The sequence below is a fragment of the Alloalcanivorax gelatiniphagus genome (assembly GCF_005938655.1).
GTDB classification, from domain to species: domain Bacteria; phylum Pseudomonadota; class Gammaproteobacteria; order Pseudomonadales; family Alcanivoracaceae; genus Alloalcanivorax; species Alloalcanivorax gelatiniphagus.
In genome coordinates, this window is sequence record NZ_VCQT01000033.1 from 70,526 (window position 1) to 86,735 (window position 16,210).

At 66.3% G+C, this 16,210-nt stretch carries 12 protein-coding genes; 6 read left to right on the plus strand and 6 right to left on the minus strand.

Features of this window, described 5'->3' with window-relative positions; translation table 11 throughout:
- Position 1: 1 nt before the first annotated feature.
- A complete protein-coding gene (locus FGS76_RS10620) occupies positions 2-1,384 on the minus strand; it encodes a hypothetical protein (protein WP_138772615.1) in 1,383 nt (460 codons plus the stop codon).
- 145 nt (positions 1,385-1,529) lie between these two features.
- Positions 1,530-2,126 carry a hypothetical protein gene (locus FGS76_RS10625; RefSeq protein WP_138772616.1) on the minus strand — a complete coding sequence of 199 codons (597 nt, stop codon included), beginning with the start codon at positions 2,124-2,126 and terminating at the stop codon, positions 1,530-1,532.
- A 228-nt stretch (positions 2,127-2,354) separates the two neighbouring features.
- Between FGS76_RS10625 and trhP the strand changes: the two genes are divergently transcribed.
- The 3 genes from trhP (at position 2,355) to FGS76_RS10640 (ending at position 6,393) form a co-directional block, all read left to right on the plus strand.
- Entirely contained in the window at positions 2,355-3,713 is a 1,359-nt protein-coding gene (gene trhP, locus FGS76_RS10630) for a prephenate-dependent tRNA uridine(34) hydroxylase TrhP (RefSeq protein WP_138772617.1), read from the plus strand.
- A 113-nt stretch (positions 3,714-3,826) separates the two neighbouring features.
- Positions 3,827-5,713, plus strand: a complete 1,887-nt coding sequence (locus tag FGS76_RS10635; protein ID WP_205717241.1) for an amidohydrolase — start codon at positions 3,827-3,829, stop codon at positions 5,711-5,713.
- A 62-nt stretch (positions 5,714-5,775) separates the two neighbouring features.
- Positions 5,776-6,393, plus strand: coding sequence for a glutathione S-transferase family protein (locus FGS76_RS10640; RefSeq protein WP_138772618.1), 618 nt, complete (start codon positions 5,776-5,778; stop codon positions 6,391-6,393).
- A 41-nt stretch (positions 6,394-6,434) separates the two neighbouring features.
- Here the strand turns inward: FGS76_RS10640 and FGS76_RS10645 are convergent, their stop codons facing one another.
- The 4 genes from FGS76_RS10645 to FGS76_RS10660 form a co-directional block, all read right to left on the minus strand.
- On the minus strand, positions 6,435-8,282 hold the full coding sequence (locus FGS76_RS10645; protein WP_138772619.1) for a WD40 repeat domain-containing protein: 1,848 nt from the start codon (positions 8,280-8,282) through the stop codon (positions 6,435-6,437).
- A 53-nt stretch (positions 8,283-8,335) separates the two neighbouring features.
- Entirely contained in the window at positions 8,336-9,397 is a 1,062-nt protein-coding gene (locus tag FGS76_RS10650; protein ID WP_138772620.1) for a hypothetical protein, read from the minus strand.
- A 148-nt stretch (positions 9,398-9,545) separates the two neighbouring features.
- Complete coding sequence (locus FGS76_RS10655) at positions 9,546-11,267, minus strand: tannase/feruloyl esterase family alpha/beta hydrolase (protein ID WP_138772621.1); 1,722 nt, start codon at positions 11,265-11,267, stop codon at positions 9,546-9,548.
- A gap of 198 nt (positions 11,268-11,465) precedes the next feature.
- Positions 11,466-12,209 carry a TetR/AcrR family transcriptional regulator gene (locus tag FGS76_RS10660; RefSeq protein WP_138772622.1) on the minus strand — a complete coding sequence of 248 codons (744 nt, stop codon included), beginning with the start codon at positions 12,207-12,209 and terminating at the stop codon, positions 11,466-11,468.
- A 124-nt stretch (positions 12,210-12,333) separates the two neighbouring features.
- On the opposite strand from FGS76_RS10660, the gene mdeB reads away from it, so the two are divergent.
- The 3 genes from mdeB to FGS76_RS10675 form a co-directional block, all read left to right on the plus strand.
- Positions 12,334-15,003 carry an alpha-ketoglutarate dehydrogenase gene (gene mdeB, locus FGS76_RS10665; RefSeq protein WP_138772623.1) on the plus strand — a complete coding sequence of 890 codons (2,670 nt, stop codon included), beginning with the start codon at positions 12,334-12,336 and terminating at the stop codon, positions 15,001-15,003.
- 32 nt (positions 15,004-15,035) lie between these two features.
- On the plus strand, positions 15,036-15,677 hold the full coding sequence (locus FGS76_RS10670) for a VOC family protein (protein WP_138772624.1): 642 nt from the start codon (positions 15,036-15,038) through the stop codon (positions 15,675-15,677).
- Positions 15,677-16,210 (plus strand): FAD-dependent monooxygenase (locus tag FGS76_RS10675; protein WP_205717242.1); only part of this gene is annotated, 534 nt, incomplete at its 3' end. The genes FGS76_RS10670 and FGS76_RS10675, both read left to right, overlap by 1 nt.

A 16,210-nucleotide genomic window follows, 5' to 3' on the forward strand; every position in this document is an offset into this window, starting at 1 on the left:
ATCAAGCCGGGCGGACCTCTCCGCCCGGCGTTTTCTTTCTCAGCAGCAAAGCCAGGGCGCCAAGCAGGACAACCGGCCCCATGGGTCCACCACCACCGCCCCCACCGTTTGCTTCGGCGGCAGGTTCCGGCAAGGTGCCGATGCGCGCCTTGAGAACCGGGCCGTTGCTTTCCTCATCCTGCTCATACCAGAGCACCATGGCGGTATTGTTAGCCAATGCCACCCTGGTCAGCGCCGAGCTGTCGAACAGCGCGGCATCGCTTTGCGCGATCACCGCCGGGGCGTCACCGGTGGCCCGATTACCGTGGACCACCGTGGCGTAACGCTTACGGGCGCCGTCGTCACCGCTGTCCGTCCACGCCAGGATGGCGCTGCTCCCGGCGCCCGCATCCAGGTCGATCCGATCAGAGGCCGCATCAAACGAGGTCCCGCCGACCCGGGCCGAACCCGCCGCTGTTCCGTCCGCCCGCCAGCGCTGTATATGCTGGCTGTAAACCGGTTGCCCGCCGCCGTCTTCGGTTTGCAGCCAGGCGCCCAGGTAGCCACCGTCGGCGGTGGCGTCCAGGCTAACCGAGCTCTGATACAGGCCATTGGCGTCGTGGGCGTTGTTGTCGAAGCGGAAATCGCCGTCGCCGAGGGCACCGCCGGTCAGGCTGAAGCGGGACGCCAGCAGCACCGTGCCCGGCCCCTCCTGCTCGGACCAGACCGCCATCCCGGAGCTTTCCTGAAGCGCCACTGCCATGGGCAATGCCGACCCGACATTTTGACCACGCGTCATCGGACCGCCCACCGACGTGCCATCCTGGCCACGCAGCTGCATCAGATATTTGTCCTCAAGGCCGTACCAAGCGCTCAGAACAGAAAGCCCTTGTTCATTCATTGCCACTTCAGGATTGCAGTTGAAGCCAGCCCCTGGGTAAAAGAAAAGCTGGACAGGCGAGGCCGTACCATTGCTGTCCACCAACCGGAACTGGACAAACTCCCGGCATTCCGAGGCCCCCTCCGCGGGTCCGCTATTCCAAACCACCACCATATCGCCGGCACTGTTCGTCCCGATAACCGGATCAGAGAGACGAGGGTAGTTCTCCGCCGCAGGGGTCTCGCTCAGGATCAGCGCGTCGCCCAATCGTTGGCCATTCTGTTCAAAGCGGGCGACCCGCAAGGACTCGGTCTGGTCGGCGGCATTACGCTCCAGCCAGGTCACCGCGAACTCATTGCCCGGCAGCGCCGCCACATCGAAGCCCACGAACCGCACACCCGCCTCAGCGGCGTACAGATTGACCGGCTCCCCCTGGTCCAACACGGAAGCCACGCTCAACGTGGGATTCAACGCCGCACCCAAACCCACCACTAAAGAAAAAAGCCGAAAACCGTTCCGCCCCATAAGGCGTCCCTCCCTGAAAGCCATAACCGAATAAATGAGCGATCGCCTCTGAACGAGCGACCTGCCTCCACACGAATCTAGCACAGTGGGAACGATGGCACTCCGGCACCAGCGACGTTACAGCGGCAAGGCCGGGTCATTGTCGCTAGCCAAAGTAGCCGTAGATCCCGGCCTGGGAGGACAGCCAGGCGCCCAGGCCGACGCCGGCGAGCACGCCGGTAACGATGAACATCAGGAAGAATATCCGCTCGCGCTTGTTCATCGCCTGCACGCCCTGCAAGGTGCCGGGGCGCACCAGCAGATAGAACAGCCCCAGAGACACCGCCAGCGGCCCGATCAGCACCGCCGCGTAGGCGTACTCCACCGAGGCCGCGCCGGCGGCCAGGGCGCGGGCCTTGCCGCCCACGTAGAACACCGTCCACAGCACACCGCCGGTGAGCAGCAATCCGCCGGCCAGGCGCACGCCGCCGGGCGTGGCGGCGCTGGGCGGCGAAGGCGGACTGCCCGCTTGCCGGTGGCGCCAAAGGGCGCGGCCGGAGCGCGCCATGCCGATCAGCCCCAGCACCAGAAACACCAGCCCCATGGCCAACATTCCCAGCACCACACCCTGGTCACCGAACTGCTGATACAACCAGCCGCTTCGCTCCTCCGCCCGGGCCGCCTCGCCCCACCGCGAAGGCGCCATCAGCAACGCCACGCCACCGATCACCGACAAGGCCAACCACCGACCGAACCACGCCATCCTTAACTCCACCGCTGTCCATCGAGCGGACCTATAAAAAGGGTGGGCCAACCTACCCAAGCGCCGGTGCTTCGGCAACGAGGCCGGCTTCGAATCGTGAAACGGTCCCCGGGAACCGGCGGCGTTGATTGAGATCAAGGCCGGCGAGAGACGTGGCGTTAGAGTAGGGTAGCGCCGGTTCCAGGAAAGGAGTTCGGCAAAGAAACATGCGCCCGGCCGAGACCTCCCATGCCCAATACCCTGCCCGCCCTGCCGGAGCTGCTGTCGCCCGCCGGCACGCTCAAGCATCTTCGTTATGCCTTCGCCTACGGCGCCGATGCGGTGTACGCCGGCCAGCCCCGCTATTCCCTGCGGGTGCGCAATAACAGCTTCAAGAACGGGGCCGCCCTGGCGGAGGGCATCGCCGAAGCCCACGCCCGGGGCAAACAGTTTTATCTGGCCTCCAACGTCAGCCCGCACAACGACAAGGTGCGCAGTTACCTGCGTGACCTGGCGCCGGTCATCGAGCTGGGCCCGGATGCGCTGATCATGTCCGACCCGGGCCTGATCCTGATGGTGCGCGAGCGTTGGCCGGAGCAACCCATCCATCTCTCCGTGCAGGCCAACGCGGTGAACTACGCCACCGTGGAATTCTGGCGCCGCCAGGGCATCCAGCGGGTGATCCTGTCCCGGGAGCTGGCCCTGGAGGAAATCCGCGAGATCCGCGAACGGGTGCCGGCCATGGAACTGGAAGTGTTCGTCCATGGCGCCCTGTGCATGGCCTACTCCGGCCGCTGCCTGCTGTCGGGCTATATGAACCACCGCGACGCCAACCAGGGCGCCTGCACCAATGCCTGCCGCTGGGACTACAAGCCGGTGTCCGCCCGCGCCGACGACAGCGGCGACCTTATCCCGGTGCGCCAGCAAGACTCCCTGCTGCTGGAAGAACCCAACGACCCGGCCCGCACCCTGGCCCTGCACGAGGACGAGCACGGCACCTACATCATGAACTCCCGGGACCTGCGCGCCGTGCAGCACGTCCAGGCCCTGGCCGAGATGGGCGTGCACTCGCTGAAGATCGAAGGCCGCACCAAGTCGGTGTACTACGCCGCCCGCACCGCCCAGGTGTACCGCCGTGCCCTGGACGACGCCGGCGCCGGGCGGCCCTTCGACATGGCCCTGATGGACGATCTGGAAGCGCTCTCCCACCGGGGCTACACCGAGGGCTTCTTCCGCCGCCACCCGCCCCAGGCCTACCAGCATTACGAAGCCGGCACCGCCGCCCTGGGCAGCCAGCAATTGGTGGCGGAGGTGATCGGCGCCAATGACCACTGGCTGACCCTGGCGGTGAAAAACCGCTTCGAGCTGGGCGACCCGGTCATGCTGATCACCCCGGACGGCAACCGCCGCTTCCGGCTGGACCGGCTGGAAAACCAACACGGCGACGCCATCCCGGTGGCGCCGGGGGATGGCCATGTGGTGCGCATCCCCCGCCCCGAGGGCCCTGGCGATGACGCACTGGCGTTCGCCATGCTGGTCCGCTGTCTGGAACCGAACGCCCGGCGCCACCCCTCCCCGGCTTCCCACCTTACCCAGAGCCTGCGCTGACCCCCTCACCGGCCAGCATCGCCCGCCTCTCGGCAACACGGGTATGATGACGGTCGGCGCCGGTGACCCCGGTGCCGGCAAGCTGAAAACCACAACAAGAAACGGGGAGAGCAATGATGCTATTCAAACAATGGCTGCCGGCGCTGGCGCTGGTGGCCCTGGCCGGGTGCCAGCACGCGCCGCCCGCCGAACCGGCGGACGCCATCTGGCTGAACGGCCCGATCATCACCGTGGACGACCACCATCCGGACGCCGAAGCGGTGGCCGTGCGGGACGGGCGCATTGTCGCCGTGGGCAAGCGCAAGACCGTGCTGCGCTACCAGGGCGAGACCACCGTCATGCACGACCTGCAAGGGCGCACCCTGTTGCCCGGCTTCGTGGACGCCCACGGCCATGTGTTCTTCGTCGGCTTCCAGGCGATGAGCGCCAACCTGCTGCCGCCGCCGGACGGTGGCGTCACCGATGTGGCCTCAATGGTCGAGACACTGAAAACGTTCTCAAAGGACTCGGTGCTGCGCGAGCAGTTCGGCCTGATCTACGGGTTCGGCTACGACGACTCGCAACTGACGGAGCAACGCCATCCCACCCGCGCGGAACTGGACCGGGTCAGCACCGAGCAGCCGGTGCTGGTGATCCACCAGTCCGCCCACTTCGGCGTGGTCAACAGCGCCGGCCTTAAGCAGCTGGGCATCACCGCCGACAGCGCCAACCCCCAGGGCGGCGTGATCGGCAAGGACCCGGCCACCGGCGAGCCCAACGGGCTGCTGGAGGAAAACGCCTTCTTCATGGCCCTGGGCAAACTGTTTCCGAAACTGAGTCCCCAGCAGGCCGTGGCCATGCTGCAGGAAGGCGAGAAGCTGTACACCCGCTACGGCTACACCACCCTGCAGGACGGCCGCAGCGCGCCGATGCACGTCAAGATCGCCGAAGCGGCGGCCAATGCCGGCGCCCTGCGGGCGGACATCGTCTCCTACCCGGACATTCTCAACCCGGGCGTGGCGGAGCTGATGGTGCCGCCGTTCTATCACAACGTGGATACGCCCCCGCAATACCACAATCACTTTCGCATCGGCGGCATCAAGCTGACCCTGGACGGCTCGCCCCAGGGCAAAACCGCCTGGCTCACCGAGCCCTACTACCAGCCGCCTGAGGGCAAGGGGGCCGACTACGCCGGCTATGGCGTGGTGGACGACGACAAGGTGGTGGAGGTCTACACCCGGGCTTTGGAAAACCACTGGCAGACCCTGACCCACGCCAACGGCGACCGGGCCATCGACCAGATGATCAAGGGCTGGCGGGAAGCCGAGGCGCGGGTGCCGGGCGTGGACGTGCGCCCGGTGCTGATCCACGGCCAGACCCTGCGCAAGGATCAGATTCCCGCCCTTGAGGAGCTGGGCATCTTCCCGTCCCTGTTCCCCATGCACACCTTCTACTGGGGCGACTGGCACCGGGATTCCGTACTCGGCCCGGAACGGGCGGAGAACATCTCCCCCACCGGCTGGCTGCGCGAACGCGGGATGCGCTTCACCACCCACCATGACGCTCCGGTGGCGTTGCCGGACTCCCTGCGGGTACTGGACGCCACGGTCAACCGCACCACCCGCAGTGGCCGCGTGCTCGGCGAAGATCAGAAAGTGGACGTGATGACCGCGCTGAAGGCGATGACCCTGTGGTCCGCCTGGCAGCACTTCGAGGAAGACAGCAAGGGCTCCATCGAAGTGGGCAAGCTGGCGGACTTCGTGGTGCTCTCGGATAATCCACTGACGGTGCCACCGGCCACGCTGATCGACCTGCACGTGGAAGAAACCATCAAGGAAGGGCAGAGCATTTACCAACGGCAAGCGCGCACCGGCCAGAACACGCCGCCGGCCCTGGGCCTGGCACCGGCGCTGGCGGATCACGGGCACCCTCATCATGGGGCCGCGCACTTCGCCGGTGACGGCTGCTTCGCCCCCGGCCTGGAGGTGATCTTCCACCGTCTCACCGGCACACCGCACTAAACCACCGAAATACTGAAATCAGGCCCCCGTTGTCGGGGGCCTGCCGCGAAGGAGAGAACACCATGAAACTCTGGGGACGCGCCAACTCCACCAATGTGCGCAAGGCGCGCTGGTGCGCGGCGGAACTCAACATCAACCCGGAACTGATCGAAGTGGGCGGCGCCTTTGGCGGCGTGGACACGCCGGAATACCGGGCCATGAATCCCAATGGCCTGGTGCCCTGCCTGGAGGACGATGGCTTGGTGCTGTGGGAATCCAACACCATCGTGCGCTACCTGGCCCGCCGCTATGGCCAGCCCCCGTTCACGCCCGAGGGCACCGTGGCCTGGGCAGAGGCGGAGAAATGGATGGACTGGGCGTCGACCTCATTGACCGAACCGTTCAAGCAACTGTTCTTGAACCGGGTACGCCGCACGCCGGAAGAACGGGATAACGCCGCCATGGAACAGGGCCGGCAGGTGTGCGCGGGGCTGATGCCCATCGCCGACGACGCCCTCCGCGAGCGGCGGTTTCTGGCCGGCGACAGCCTGACCGTGGCCGACCTTCCCTTGGGATGTTTCGCCTACGCCTGGTTCTCCATGGACATCGAGCGCCCGGACCTGCCCCACCTGGCGGCCTGGTATCAGCGTCTGACCGAACGGCCGGCCTTCCAGACCGCGGTGATGACGCCGCTGACCTGAGCGCGGCGCCTGCAAATGGCGGAAGCCGCCGGGCAGAGCATTCAATCCAGCGGCCAGCTCATCAGTAAACGGCCACCCACCCCATGCAAGGTGGCGCCGTCCGCTGAAAAGCTCAGGTCCGCCAGGGCCGTGGCCGGCGGCGCCAGTAACTTGGCCATGGTGCCGGCGCGGGCCCGCCACAGTGTCAGCGCGCCGCCGTCGTCGTAAAGCGCCAGGCAGCAACCGTCCGGCGAGGCCGCCGCCAGCCGCACCCGGGTGGCGCCGGGCAGTACGATGGAGGCCAGCACCGTGCCCTTGTCGGTGTCCAGCACATGGACGCCGGCCCGGGCGTCCGGACCTTCCAACGCAAAGGCCGTGGCCAGCCAGCCGCCCGCCTCCGACACCGTGCCCGCGCCCTCCACCAGGGCGGTGCGCGGATCCAGGCCATCCGGATAGGTCACCGCCGGGGCCCCGGCCAGGCGTGGCGGCACCGGGAAAGCCCGGCGGGTCACGCCGTCCTTCCAGGCCAGCGCCGCCACGCCGTGGTCGTCCTCCACCCACAGGGCATCGCCGCCGCCGCCCAGCACCCGCAAGCGCCCCGGCAGCGCCGTACCGCGCGGCACCGTCCGCCGGGACGACAGCGTCTCATCCCGCCAGGCGCGGATCCCGTCCACGCCCCGCTCCACCAGCCATACCCGCTCGCCGGCGGCGACCCAGGCGCCGCCCTGCAAGGCACGACGGCTATCCTCGGATAGGGGCAGAGGCGTCACCTGGCCATGGTGATAACGAAACAGAGCCGGCAATGTCTCACCGAAAATACGCCCGGAGAAATAAACCCCCGAGGCCGCATCGGTGAGCCGGTCGGCGCCCTCCGCCGCCCGCCACAGCACCTGGACCTGTTGCGCCCCCGGGTCGAGGCGCCACAGCTCGGCGATCCAACGCTGCTCGCCCTCCACCCGCGCCTGGCGGTCAACGCCCAGTAAAAAGGTGCCGTCGCCGCCCGGCGCCATGGCTTTCAATTGCAGGGCATCGTCGCTGCGCAGGTCCTGCACAGCCGGTTTCACCGGCGCGCCCGCGCCATTGGCCGACCGCCAGCGGGGCGCCGGCAGGGTCTCCGGCACCGGCACGGAAGGCGTCCACAGGGATACCTCATCGGACAGGCGCAGCGCTGGCTCCGGCCAGTGGCTGGCCAGCGCCTCCAGGGTGGTGGTCAGCCAGCGCGCCGGCACCAGACATTGGGGCTTGGACTGAGGCGCCGCGCCCCAGTTGCCCTCCACCGGCGCCGGCAGGGGAATGGACTGGCAGCGCTGCAACACAATGGCGGTGGCCGGGCGGCCAAGGATCGGGCTCAGGTCCAGCAGTCGGGCACTGTCCGTCACCGGCACGTTATCCACTCGCTGGTCGTGAACAAAGCGCGCACCCGCCAGCGGGGCGGTGAATCCGGGCAAACCACGCATCCGCTCCGGGTCGGAGTCCACATTGGCGACCAAGCGCCGCTGGCGGGCGGCGCTTTCCGGTTCCGTCAGCGCACCCTGGTCCACCGCCTGCCGCAACGCCGGGGCCAGCCCCTGCTCCACCCAGACGCGGCGCGCCTCCGGATTGGCCGCCAGCCACCAACGGCGCCAGGCGTCAGGCCAGTCCGCCAGCGTTGGCGCCGCCGTATCCAGGGTCCAGTCCAGACCGGCCCAGGCGGGTTCGATCACCTCACGCACCTGTTGGTAGCCGGCATCCACCAGCACCACCGCCCGCTCGGACGCGAAGCGGCGGTCTTCCCCGAACACCACCACCGGCACCCGCAGCGCCGCGGGGGTGCGTGGCAAAAACGCCTGGGCGTCCTTGGACACCCGCCAATCGGTACGGCTTTTCCCGGGAAAGTCGGCGGCATCCGCCGGGGCCATGAACAAGGACATACCGACTCCCGCGAGCGCCCCGGCCAGGTTCCGCATCCTGCGCGCCACCCGGCTCATGGTTGAGGCCCTGCCATCAGTTCAACGTCGAGCGGTGCCGGATCGGTCCTGCGCATCCACACACCCCGGAAGCCGTCCGCCTCCGGTTCCAGAATGAACATTTCCCGCGCCGCCAGCGTGTCGCCCTCCCACTTGAGAATCAGCGCTTCGTTTTTCCGGCCCGTCAGACGCAGGGGGTTCGGCGTGCCCACGTTCCGGTAAGCGTAGGAACCACCGTCCTCGCCATCGAGAACCAGCACGATCCGGTGCCGGTCAATGCGCCCGAAATACACGCCCTTCTCGCCGTAGGTGCGCGGGCACGATGTTTGATCCCCGGCAAGGGCGCAGGCGCCGAAGTCGCTGAGCCAGGGCCGCAACGCTTTTATATCGCCGCCGGCTTCCAGTGTGCCCAGCTCATCCAGCGCCCGGAACGCGCGACCGAAACCGCACTGCCAGCTCACGTGCAGGCCCGCGTCATCGACGAAAAAATCCCAGGACGTTCGCGAATCCTTCAGAACGTCGAGACAGGTTTCGTAGTGCTCGCGCTGTACCTGGCGGTCCTCGTCGTCCAGCTCCGAAGGCGCCGACAGCACCGCGCTGATCTCGTCCCGCCACTGCCGCTGTACCCGCGCCGTGAAATCGCTCAGCCCGCCCTTGCTAAAGAAATCCGCCAGATCCAGGGGGCGGCCGGTACCGGCATCAAAGGTAAAGTGGCTTTGGTACTGAGTGTCGTAGGCGCCCAGGAAATCGACGTTGATCGCCAACGACAGATACGCCGGAGTGTTGCCGGCGATCTGATAATCCAGGCGGCGGATGCCCCATCCGTGCCGGTCGGGGCCGACGCGCTCGAACGGCGCGATTTCCGTGGAGAACGGGTAGCGCTCCAGCAACCGGACCTGCAGCCAGATATTGATGGCATCCGCTGTCGCGCCGCCGGTGACCAGCGGAAAGCGGTAGGCCTTCGCCTGTTCCGCATCGTCCAGGGGCAGGGGCGTGACCGACAAAGGCGCGGCCAGCGAGATCGGAGACAGCAGCACCAGGGATAAAACGGAGCGAGAAAAAGATCGGATATCGGCCATGATGGTAGAAGGGGCTCCGCCCCACCGGTCGGTTCGTTATCCAGAACCTACCCGGCGGGGCGCAGCGGCGCAACGCGGTGGCTCACGGAGCGTGAGCCGGGCCGCATTACGACCACCCACCGATAACGGCGGGCTGGCGCCGGGTCGGTTATTCCCGGGCGCACTCGAACGAGGCCGCTTCCATGGGATCGCCGCCACCGATATAGCGCGGCCAGGCCGGATAATCACAAAGCGGCCGGGTGCGGCCCGGTTCGCCCACGGTGTCCGTGGTGATCTGATTCTCCGGCGCGGTGCCCTGTTCCACCCAGTCCTCCAGCGCGGTGAGCGAATCCCAGGTGGCGTTGAAGCTGAGGCTGGCCGCATGGCCGAAGCCCGCCACCTCATAGAAACGCACGAACGAATCCACTTTTTCCGCGCCCATCTGATTCAGCAACCGGCCGTAGTACATCTCGGTGGCACGGGTGCTCACCAGCACATCGGACATGCCGTGGGCCAGCAGCAGCTTGCCGCCGCGCGCCTCGAACCCGGAAATATTGGTGCCCGCGTTCAGCCCCACGCTGAGATCACTGATGCGCTGGGCGTACTGGGGCGCCGGGTTGATCGGGTCCAGATTGTAGGAATTGAACGAGGCATCCCGGGCCACGGAGTACCGCACCCACTGATCCACCAGCACGCTCAGGTAAGGCGCGTACTGCGGCATGTTCGGAAACACCGGCGCGGTGTAGCCAAAGTTCAGGAAGGTGATGGTGTTACCGAGCGGCGTGCTGGTGTCGATGCCCAGATCCGCGCCCCACACATTGGAACCCGGATAGCCGGTCTCGCCACTGGCCAGCGGAAAGTTGAAGGTCACACCCTGGTCCATGGTTTTCAACGCGTTGATCTGCGCATCGGACAAACAGCTGTCGCCGTCGTCGCCGCCGCCGGGGCAACGCAGCGGATTGCCGTTCACCATGGCCGTGGACGGATCGAAGATGGCGTTGCACTGGCGCTGGTCATTGATCAGCTCGTCCGCCAGCCCGTCCAGCTCGTCGCAGGCTTCCAAGGCCGCGTCCAGCAGCAATTGCCGCTTGGCGAAGCTCGGGTAAGCGCCGGGCTGGGACAGGGCGCGGCTGTAATGCTGACCGGCCAGCAACGCTTCCGCGTCGTTCCAGGCCGGGTACCAGGCGATGGCGCCGTCCCAATCGCCCGGCCAACGCTGGATGCTGGTCAGCGCTTCGCGGCCGCCGGTGGAACCGCCGGCGAAATAGCTGTGCGCCGGCGCGCCGCCGTAGCGTTTCTTGATAATGAACATGGAGGCGTCGCGGGTTTTCTTCAGCGCATCGCCGGCGAAGTTGTTCACCGCCTCGTCGTTGAGACCCCAGCGGCCATCCTGGGAGCCGTAGTCGTTGGCCTGATGCCCGGAATCGCTGGCGAAGGTGGCGTAGCCGCGCGCTACCGGCAGCGGCTGGTCCACGGCGCCCTGGGCAATATTGCCGGTGATATTGGGGATGGAACCGTTGAAGCCGCCGCCGCCGAACATCAGCGCTTTTTTGTTCCAATCGGCAGGCAGCGCCACCTTGAACAGAATGTCCGGTGCCGCCGGGTCCACCGGCGCGATGCGGCCCTCCACCAGACAGTGCTCCGGCAACGCCGCCGCGCCGCTGCCGCTGGCGGCCACCACCGACGACGCCGTGACTTCGCCGCCGGAGGTAGCCAGCGCGAAAGCATCGGCGGGGATCGCCAGCCCGGCCAGCTGTTCGCAGTTCAGAGTTTGAGGTTGGGGTTGTTCGACGTAATCGTGGTCGCTGTCGCCGCCACAGCCCACCAGGGCCACGGCGGACAGGCCGCACAGGGTGATGCCCAGCCCTTTCAGGCCGTTTGCTATTTTCATGATGCTCTCCCGGTATTGTCGTTATTGGGTCGGGTAAAACGGGTTTTCACCGCCCCCGGCGCCGGCAGGCGTAGGGAAACGGTGTTGACGAATCATAGACCGGGCCGGGACGGCATTCACTCAAACACTGGCAGGTAAACAAAAGGTTCGTCGCGGGCTACCGGACCGCTGCCAAAAAGCGGATTCCGGTGCACCGGATCAGGGTTGGGAAAACAGCTTCAGAACGCCTTCCAGCGGGGGCAAAGGCCCACGGGAAAGGCGGCGGGCTTCGTCACCGTCGATACCGAGAATGCGCAAAACCATGGCGGCGGTACGCTCGGGAACCCGCTCCGCGTCCAGGTCCAGCCCCGGCAGGGCCGCCGCCGGGGCGCCGGCGGCGCGCTCGATCTCCGCGGTCAGCACGCCCAGCACGGTGCTGCCGATGGCCACCAGCGTCATGGCCAGATCGTCGACATCAAAGCGTTCGGCGCTGATGCCTTCCTGCACATCACGGAGCAGAAACTTACCCAGCCCCCGCGACAGCAATTGCGGACTGAACGGGGTCTGCGCCAGAAAGCGCCCCCAGAGCGGATCGGACTGCGCCTGCAGCAAGGTGTAGCGCACCCCCACACTCAGCCTTTCCGCCGGGTCGGACAGGTGCCGGGCGGCCTCATCCACCACCCGGCCGGAGTTCTCCAGCACCTCCTCCACCAGGGCGTCGTAGATCGCTTCCTTGGACTCGAAGTAGTTGTAGAAGGTGCCGAAGCCCACGTCCGCGGCGTCGGTGATCTGCTGGATGGTGACGTCTTCCTTGCGCCGCTCCGACATCAATTCAAACGCCGCCTTCATCAGGTTGTGACGCTTCTCGCGCTTGCGACGAACGCTGCGCGGCTCCTGGTCGGGGGCGCTGCGGGACGGCCCGGTGGCCGCTGAGGAATCGGGTTTCGGTGTACGTGGACTCATAGGCGAAATCTATCATCAAAACTGATTACCAACAAACTTCAATCTTTTCTGATTGAGGATCACTTTTGATTATGTATCATCTTTTCCTGTCGCACCTCAGGAAAGTGCTATTCAGGGAAGTGCCATGAAGCCGATGTTTTTATCCTCGGACGCTGATCCGGACCCGGTCGAAACCCAGGAGTGGCTGGAAGCGTTCCAGGCCGCCCAGAAACAGGACCCCGAACGGGCCCTCTATTTGCTCGGCCGTCTGGACCAGTGCGCCCGGGAATCCGGCCTGCTGGGCAGTTCGGCGCCCTATTCGTCCTACCGGAACACCCTTTCCCTGGAGCAGCAGGACGCCTACCCAGGGGACCTGGCCATGGAGCAGCGCCTGGTGGCCCTGTGCCGCTGGAACGCGCTGGCCATGGTGGTGCGCGCCAACAAGGCGTTCGGGGATCTGGGCGGTCATATCGCCAGCTACGCTTCGGCGGCGGAAATCTTCGAGGTGGGCTTCAATCATTTTTTCCGCTCCCCCACCGCCGAGGACGGCGGCGACCTGGTGTACTTCCAGCCGCACTCCTCGCCGGGCGTCTATGCCCGCGCCTATATGGAAGGCCGGCTGAGCGAAGAACAGCTTCTCAACTATCGCCAGGAAGTGGGCGGCAACGGCCTTTGCTCCTACCCGCACCCCTGGCTGATGCCGGATTTCTGGCAGTTCCCCACCGGCTCCATGGGCATCGGGCCGATCAACGCGGTGCACCAGGCCCGCTTCCTGCGCTACCTGGCGCACCGCGGGCTGGCCGAAACCCAAGGCCGGCGCGTATGGGGCGTCTTCGGCGACGGCGAAATGGACGAACCGGAATCCATCGCCGGCCTGTCCCTGGCCGCCCGCGAGGGGCTGGACAACCTGACCTTCATCATCAACTGCAACCTGCAGCGACTGGACGGCCCGGTGCGCGGCAACGGCCAGGTGATCCAGGAACTGGAAGCCCTGTTCGCCGGCGTCGGCTGGAACGTGATCAAGGTGCTGTGGGGCTCGGAATGGGATGCCCTGTTTGCCCGCGACAAGCAACACACGCTGCTGCGCAAGCTGGCGCAAACCGTGGACGGCAACTATCAAACCCTGGGCGCCAAGGACGGCGCCTACAACATCGAGCATTTCTTCAAGACCGACCCGGAGATTCAGGCGCTGGTCTCGCACATGAGCGATGCGGAAATCGACGCGCTGAAACGGGGTGGCCACGACCTGCGCAAACTGTACGCCGCCTATGCGGCCGCCACCCGCCATAAAGGCCAGCCCACGGTGATCCTGGCGAAGACCAAAAAAGGCTACGGCATGGGTGCCGCCGGCGAGTCACGGATGACCGCCCACCAACAAAAGAAAATGGACGAAGCGGCGCTTAAGGCATTCCGGGATCGCTTCAACCTGCCGTTGAGCGACGAGGATCTGGCGCAACACAACTTCTGCCGCCCCGACCCGGACAGCGACGAAATGCGCTACCTCAAGCAGCGCCGCGAGGCTCTGGGCGGGCCGATCCCGGCGCGCCGCCGTGAAACCGCGCCGGTGCCAATCCCACCTTTGGAACGCTACGCCGCCTTCGCCATGGAAGGCGCCTCCCGGGAGATCTCCACCACCATGGCCATGGTGCGCATGATGTCCGCGCTGCTTAAGGACCAGGCCCTGGGCCCGAGGCTGGTGCCCATCGTCGCCGATGAAGCACGCACCTTCGGCATGGCCAACCTGTTCCATCAGATCGGCATCTACTCGCCGGTGGGGCAGTTGTACGCGCCGGAGGACGCCGGCTCCCTGGTCTCCTATCGGGAAGCCAAGGACGGGCAACTGCTGGAGGAAGGCATCAACGAGGCCGGCGCCATCTCTTCCTGGGTGGCCGCCGGCACGGCCTACAGTGTGTCGAACATCGCCATGCTGCCGATCTACATTTTCTATTCCATGTTCGGCTTCCAGCGCGTGGGGGATCTGATCTGGGCGGCGGCGGACCAGCGGGCGCGGGGATTTCTGATCGGCGCTACCGCCGGCCGCACCACCCTGGGCGGCGAGGGCCTGCAGCATCAGGACGGCGCCAGCCAGCTGATTGCCGCCACCGTGCCCACTTGCCGGGCCTATGACCCGGCCTTCGCCGGGGAGCTGGCGGTGATCATGGACCACGGCATGCGGCGGATGATGGAAGAGCAGGCCGACGAGTTCTACTACCTCACCGTCAGCAACGAAAGCTACGCCCAGGAGCCCATCGACAAGGCCTCGGCGGACCACATCGTCAAAGGTTTATACGCCTATCGGCGCCACGGCGGCGACGATGCCACCGCCTCGGTACGGCTGCTCGGTTCCGGCCCGATTCTGCGCGAAGTGGACGCCGCCGCCGCCCTGCTGGCCAGCGACTGGAACATCCGCGGCACCGTGTTCAGCGCCACCAGCTTCACCGAGCTGGCCCGCGACGCGGCGAACGTGGAGCGCCAGAATCGCCTGCACCCGGACCAGCCCGCCGCCACCAGCCATGTGCAAACACTGTTGCCCGGCGACGAGCTTACGGTGGCCGCCACGGACTATGTGCGCGCCTACCCGGGGCTGATCGCCCCCTATCTGAAAAGCCGCTATGTGGTGCTCGGCACCGACGGCTTCGGACGCAGCGACACCCGCGCCCGGCTGCGCCAGTTCTTCGAAATTGATCGCACCCACATCGTCATCGCCACCCTCCATGCCCTGGAGGAAGACGGCCGGATTGCCAAAGGCACGGTGGCGGAGGCCATGGCCCGCTATGACATCAACCCGGTTACGCCGGCGCCCTGGGCCGTCTAGGCCCCCTATATCGTCAATGAGGACTTACAGACATGAACAACAAAACGTCTTCACCCGCACCATCAGAAAAAGCCGTCCGCGCGCCCCGCTACATCGCCCACTGGGTGATCAAGACGCCCCGGCGCAAAAAACTTATTGAATGGTACAAGGCGGTATTCGGCGCCGAGGTGGTGCACTCCGACAAGATGATCACCTTCCTCAGCTGGGACGGCGAAAGCCACCGGCTGGCCCTGGTCAACCTGCCCGCCGCCCTGCGCTTCGCGTTCCCCCTGTCGCGCATCCGCCGCAAGCTGTTTGGTGTCGACCATATCGCCCACGGCTTCGACTCCCTGGAACAACTGCTGCACGGCTACGCCAACATCAGAAAGCAGGGCATCAAGCCGGTCTGGTGCATCAATCACGGCCCCACCACGTCCATCTACTACGAAGACCCGGACGGCAACCGGCACGAATTCCAGGTGGAAAATTTCGAGACACCGGAGGAAACCCGGGACTACTTCAACAGCCCGGCCTTCGCCGAGAACCCGATCGGCGTCAACTTCAACCCGGACTATCTGCTTGAGCAACTTAACCAGGGCGTCCCCGAAAAAGAGCTTCTGAAACAGGGCGCCGGCACCCGGCCCGGCACCAAGCAGCCCAAAAACATGAAAGCCATCAACTGGAGGACGCTGTAATGGTGGCCCGGCAAAACGCCCCGGTGGTGATCATCGGCGCCGGCGGCACCGGCTGCACCCTGGCCCTGCTGCTGGCCCGGTATCAAATTCCCAGCATTCTGGTGGATCGCCGCTCCGCGCCGCTGCGACATCCCGCCGCCCATGTATTGAATGGACGCTCCTTCGAAATCTGGTCCCAGTATTCGCCGGCCCTGGCCGACGAGATCATGGCCCTGTGCCCCACCGAGGACGAGATCGGCGATATCACCTGGTGCACCAGCCTGCTGGGGAAAAAACTGGGCAGCATCGATCTGCTGGCGGACAAGGACCGAGTGGAACGGGTGCAAGGCTTCGGCCCCTATCGCATCGCCCATGTGGGCCAGCATCTTCTTATGCCGATCCTGTGGCGGGCGGGGGGGTCGGGACCCCTGATCACCTTCCACCCGGGCCATAAGCTCAAGGGGTTTCCGAACCAGGGCGACGGCGTCACCCCGGAAGGGACCGGCCCCCGCGGCCCGACCCACCCCCACCCACACCCCCCGCCTCTCCGCGCG

What these genes read in the sequence shown, in the direction of transcription:
- FGS76_RS10650 (WP_138772620.1), bottom strand. Translation starts at nt 9,397, where the DNA reads ATGGCCGATATCCGATCTTTTTCTCGCTCCGTTTTATCCCTGGTGCTG.
- FGS76_RS10640 (WP_138772618.1), top strand. Translation starts at nt 5,776, where the DNA reads ATGAAACTCTGGGGACGCGCCAACTCCACCAATGTGCGCAAGGCGCGC.
- FGS76_RS10620 (WP_138772615.1), bottom strand. Translation starts at nt 1,384, where the DNA reads ATGGGGCGGAACGGTTTTCGGCTTTTTTCTTTAGTGGTGGGTTTGGGT.
- FGS76_RS10645 (WP_138772619.1), bottom strand. Translation starts at nt 8,282, where the DNA reads ATGTCCTTGTTCATGGCCCCGGCGGATGCCGCCGACTTTCCCGGGAAA.
- FGS76_RS10660 (WP_138772622.1), bottom strand. Translation starts at nt 12,209, where the DNA reads ATGAGTCCACGTACACCGAAACCCGATTCCTCAGCGGCCACCGGGCCG.
- FGS76_RS10670 (WP_138772624.1), top strand. Translation starts at nt 15,036, where the DNA reads ATGAACAACAAAACGTCTTCACCCGCACCATCAGAAAAAGCCGTCCGC.
- trhP (WP_138772617.1), top strand. Translation starts at nt 2,355, where the DNA reads ATGCCCAATACCCTGCCCGCCCTGCCGGAGCTGCTGTCGCCCGCCGGC.
- FGS76_RS10655 (WP_138772621.1), bottom strand. Translation starts at nt 11,267, where the DNA reads ATGAAAATAGCAAACGGCCTGAAAGGGCTGGGCATCACCCTGTGCGGC.
- mdeB (WP_138772623.1), top strand. Translation starts at nt 12,334, where the DNA reads ATGAAGCCGATGTTTTTATCCTCGGACGCTGATCCGGACCCGGTCGAA.
- FGS76_RS10635 (WP_205717241.1), top strand. Translation starts at nt 3,827, where the DNA reads ATGATGCTATTCAAACAATGGCTGCCGGCGCTGGCGCTGGTGGCCCTG.
- FGS76_RS10625 (WP_138772616.1), bottom strand. Translation starts at nt 2,126, where the DNA reads ATGGCGTGGTTCGGTCGGTGGTTGGCCTTGTCGGTGATCGGTGGCGTG.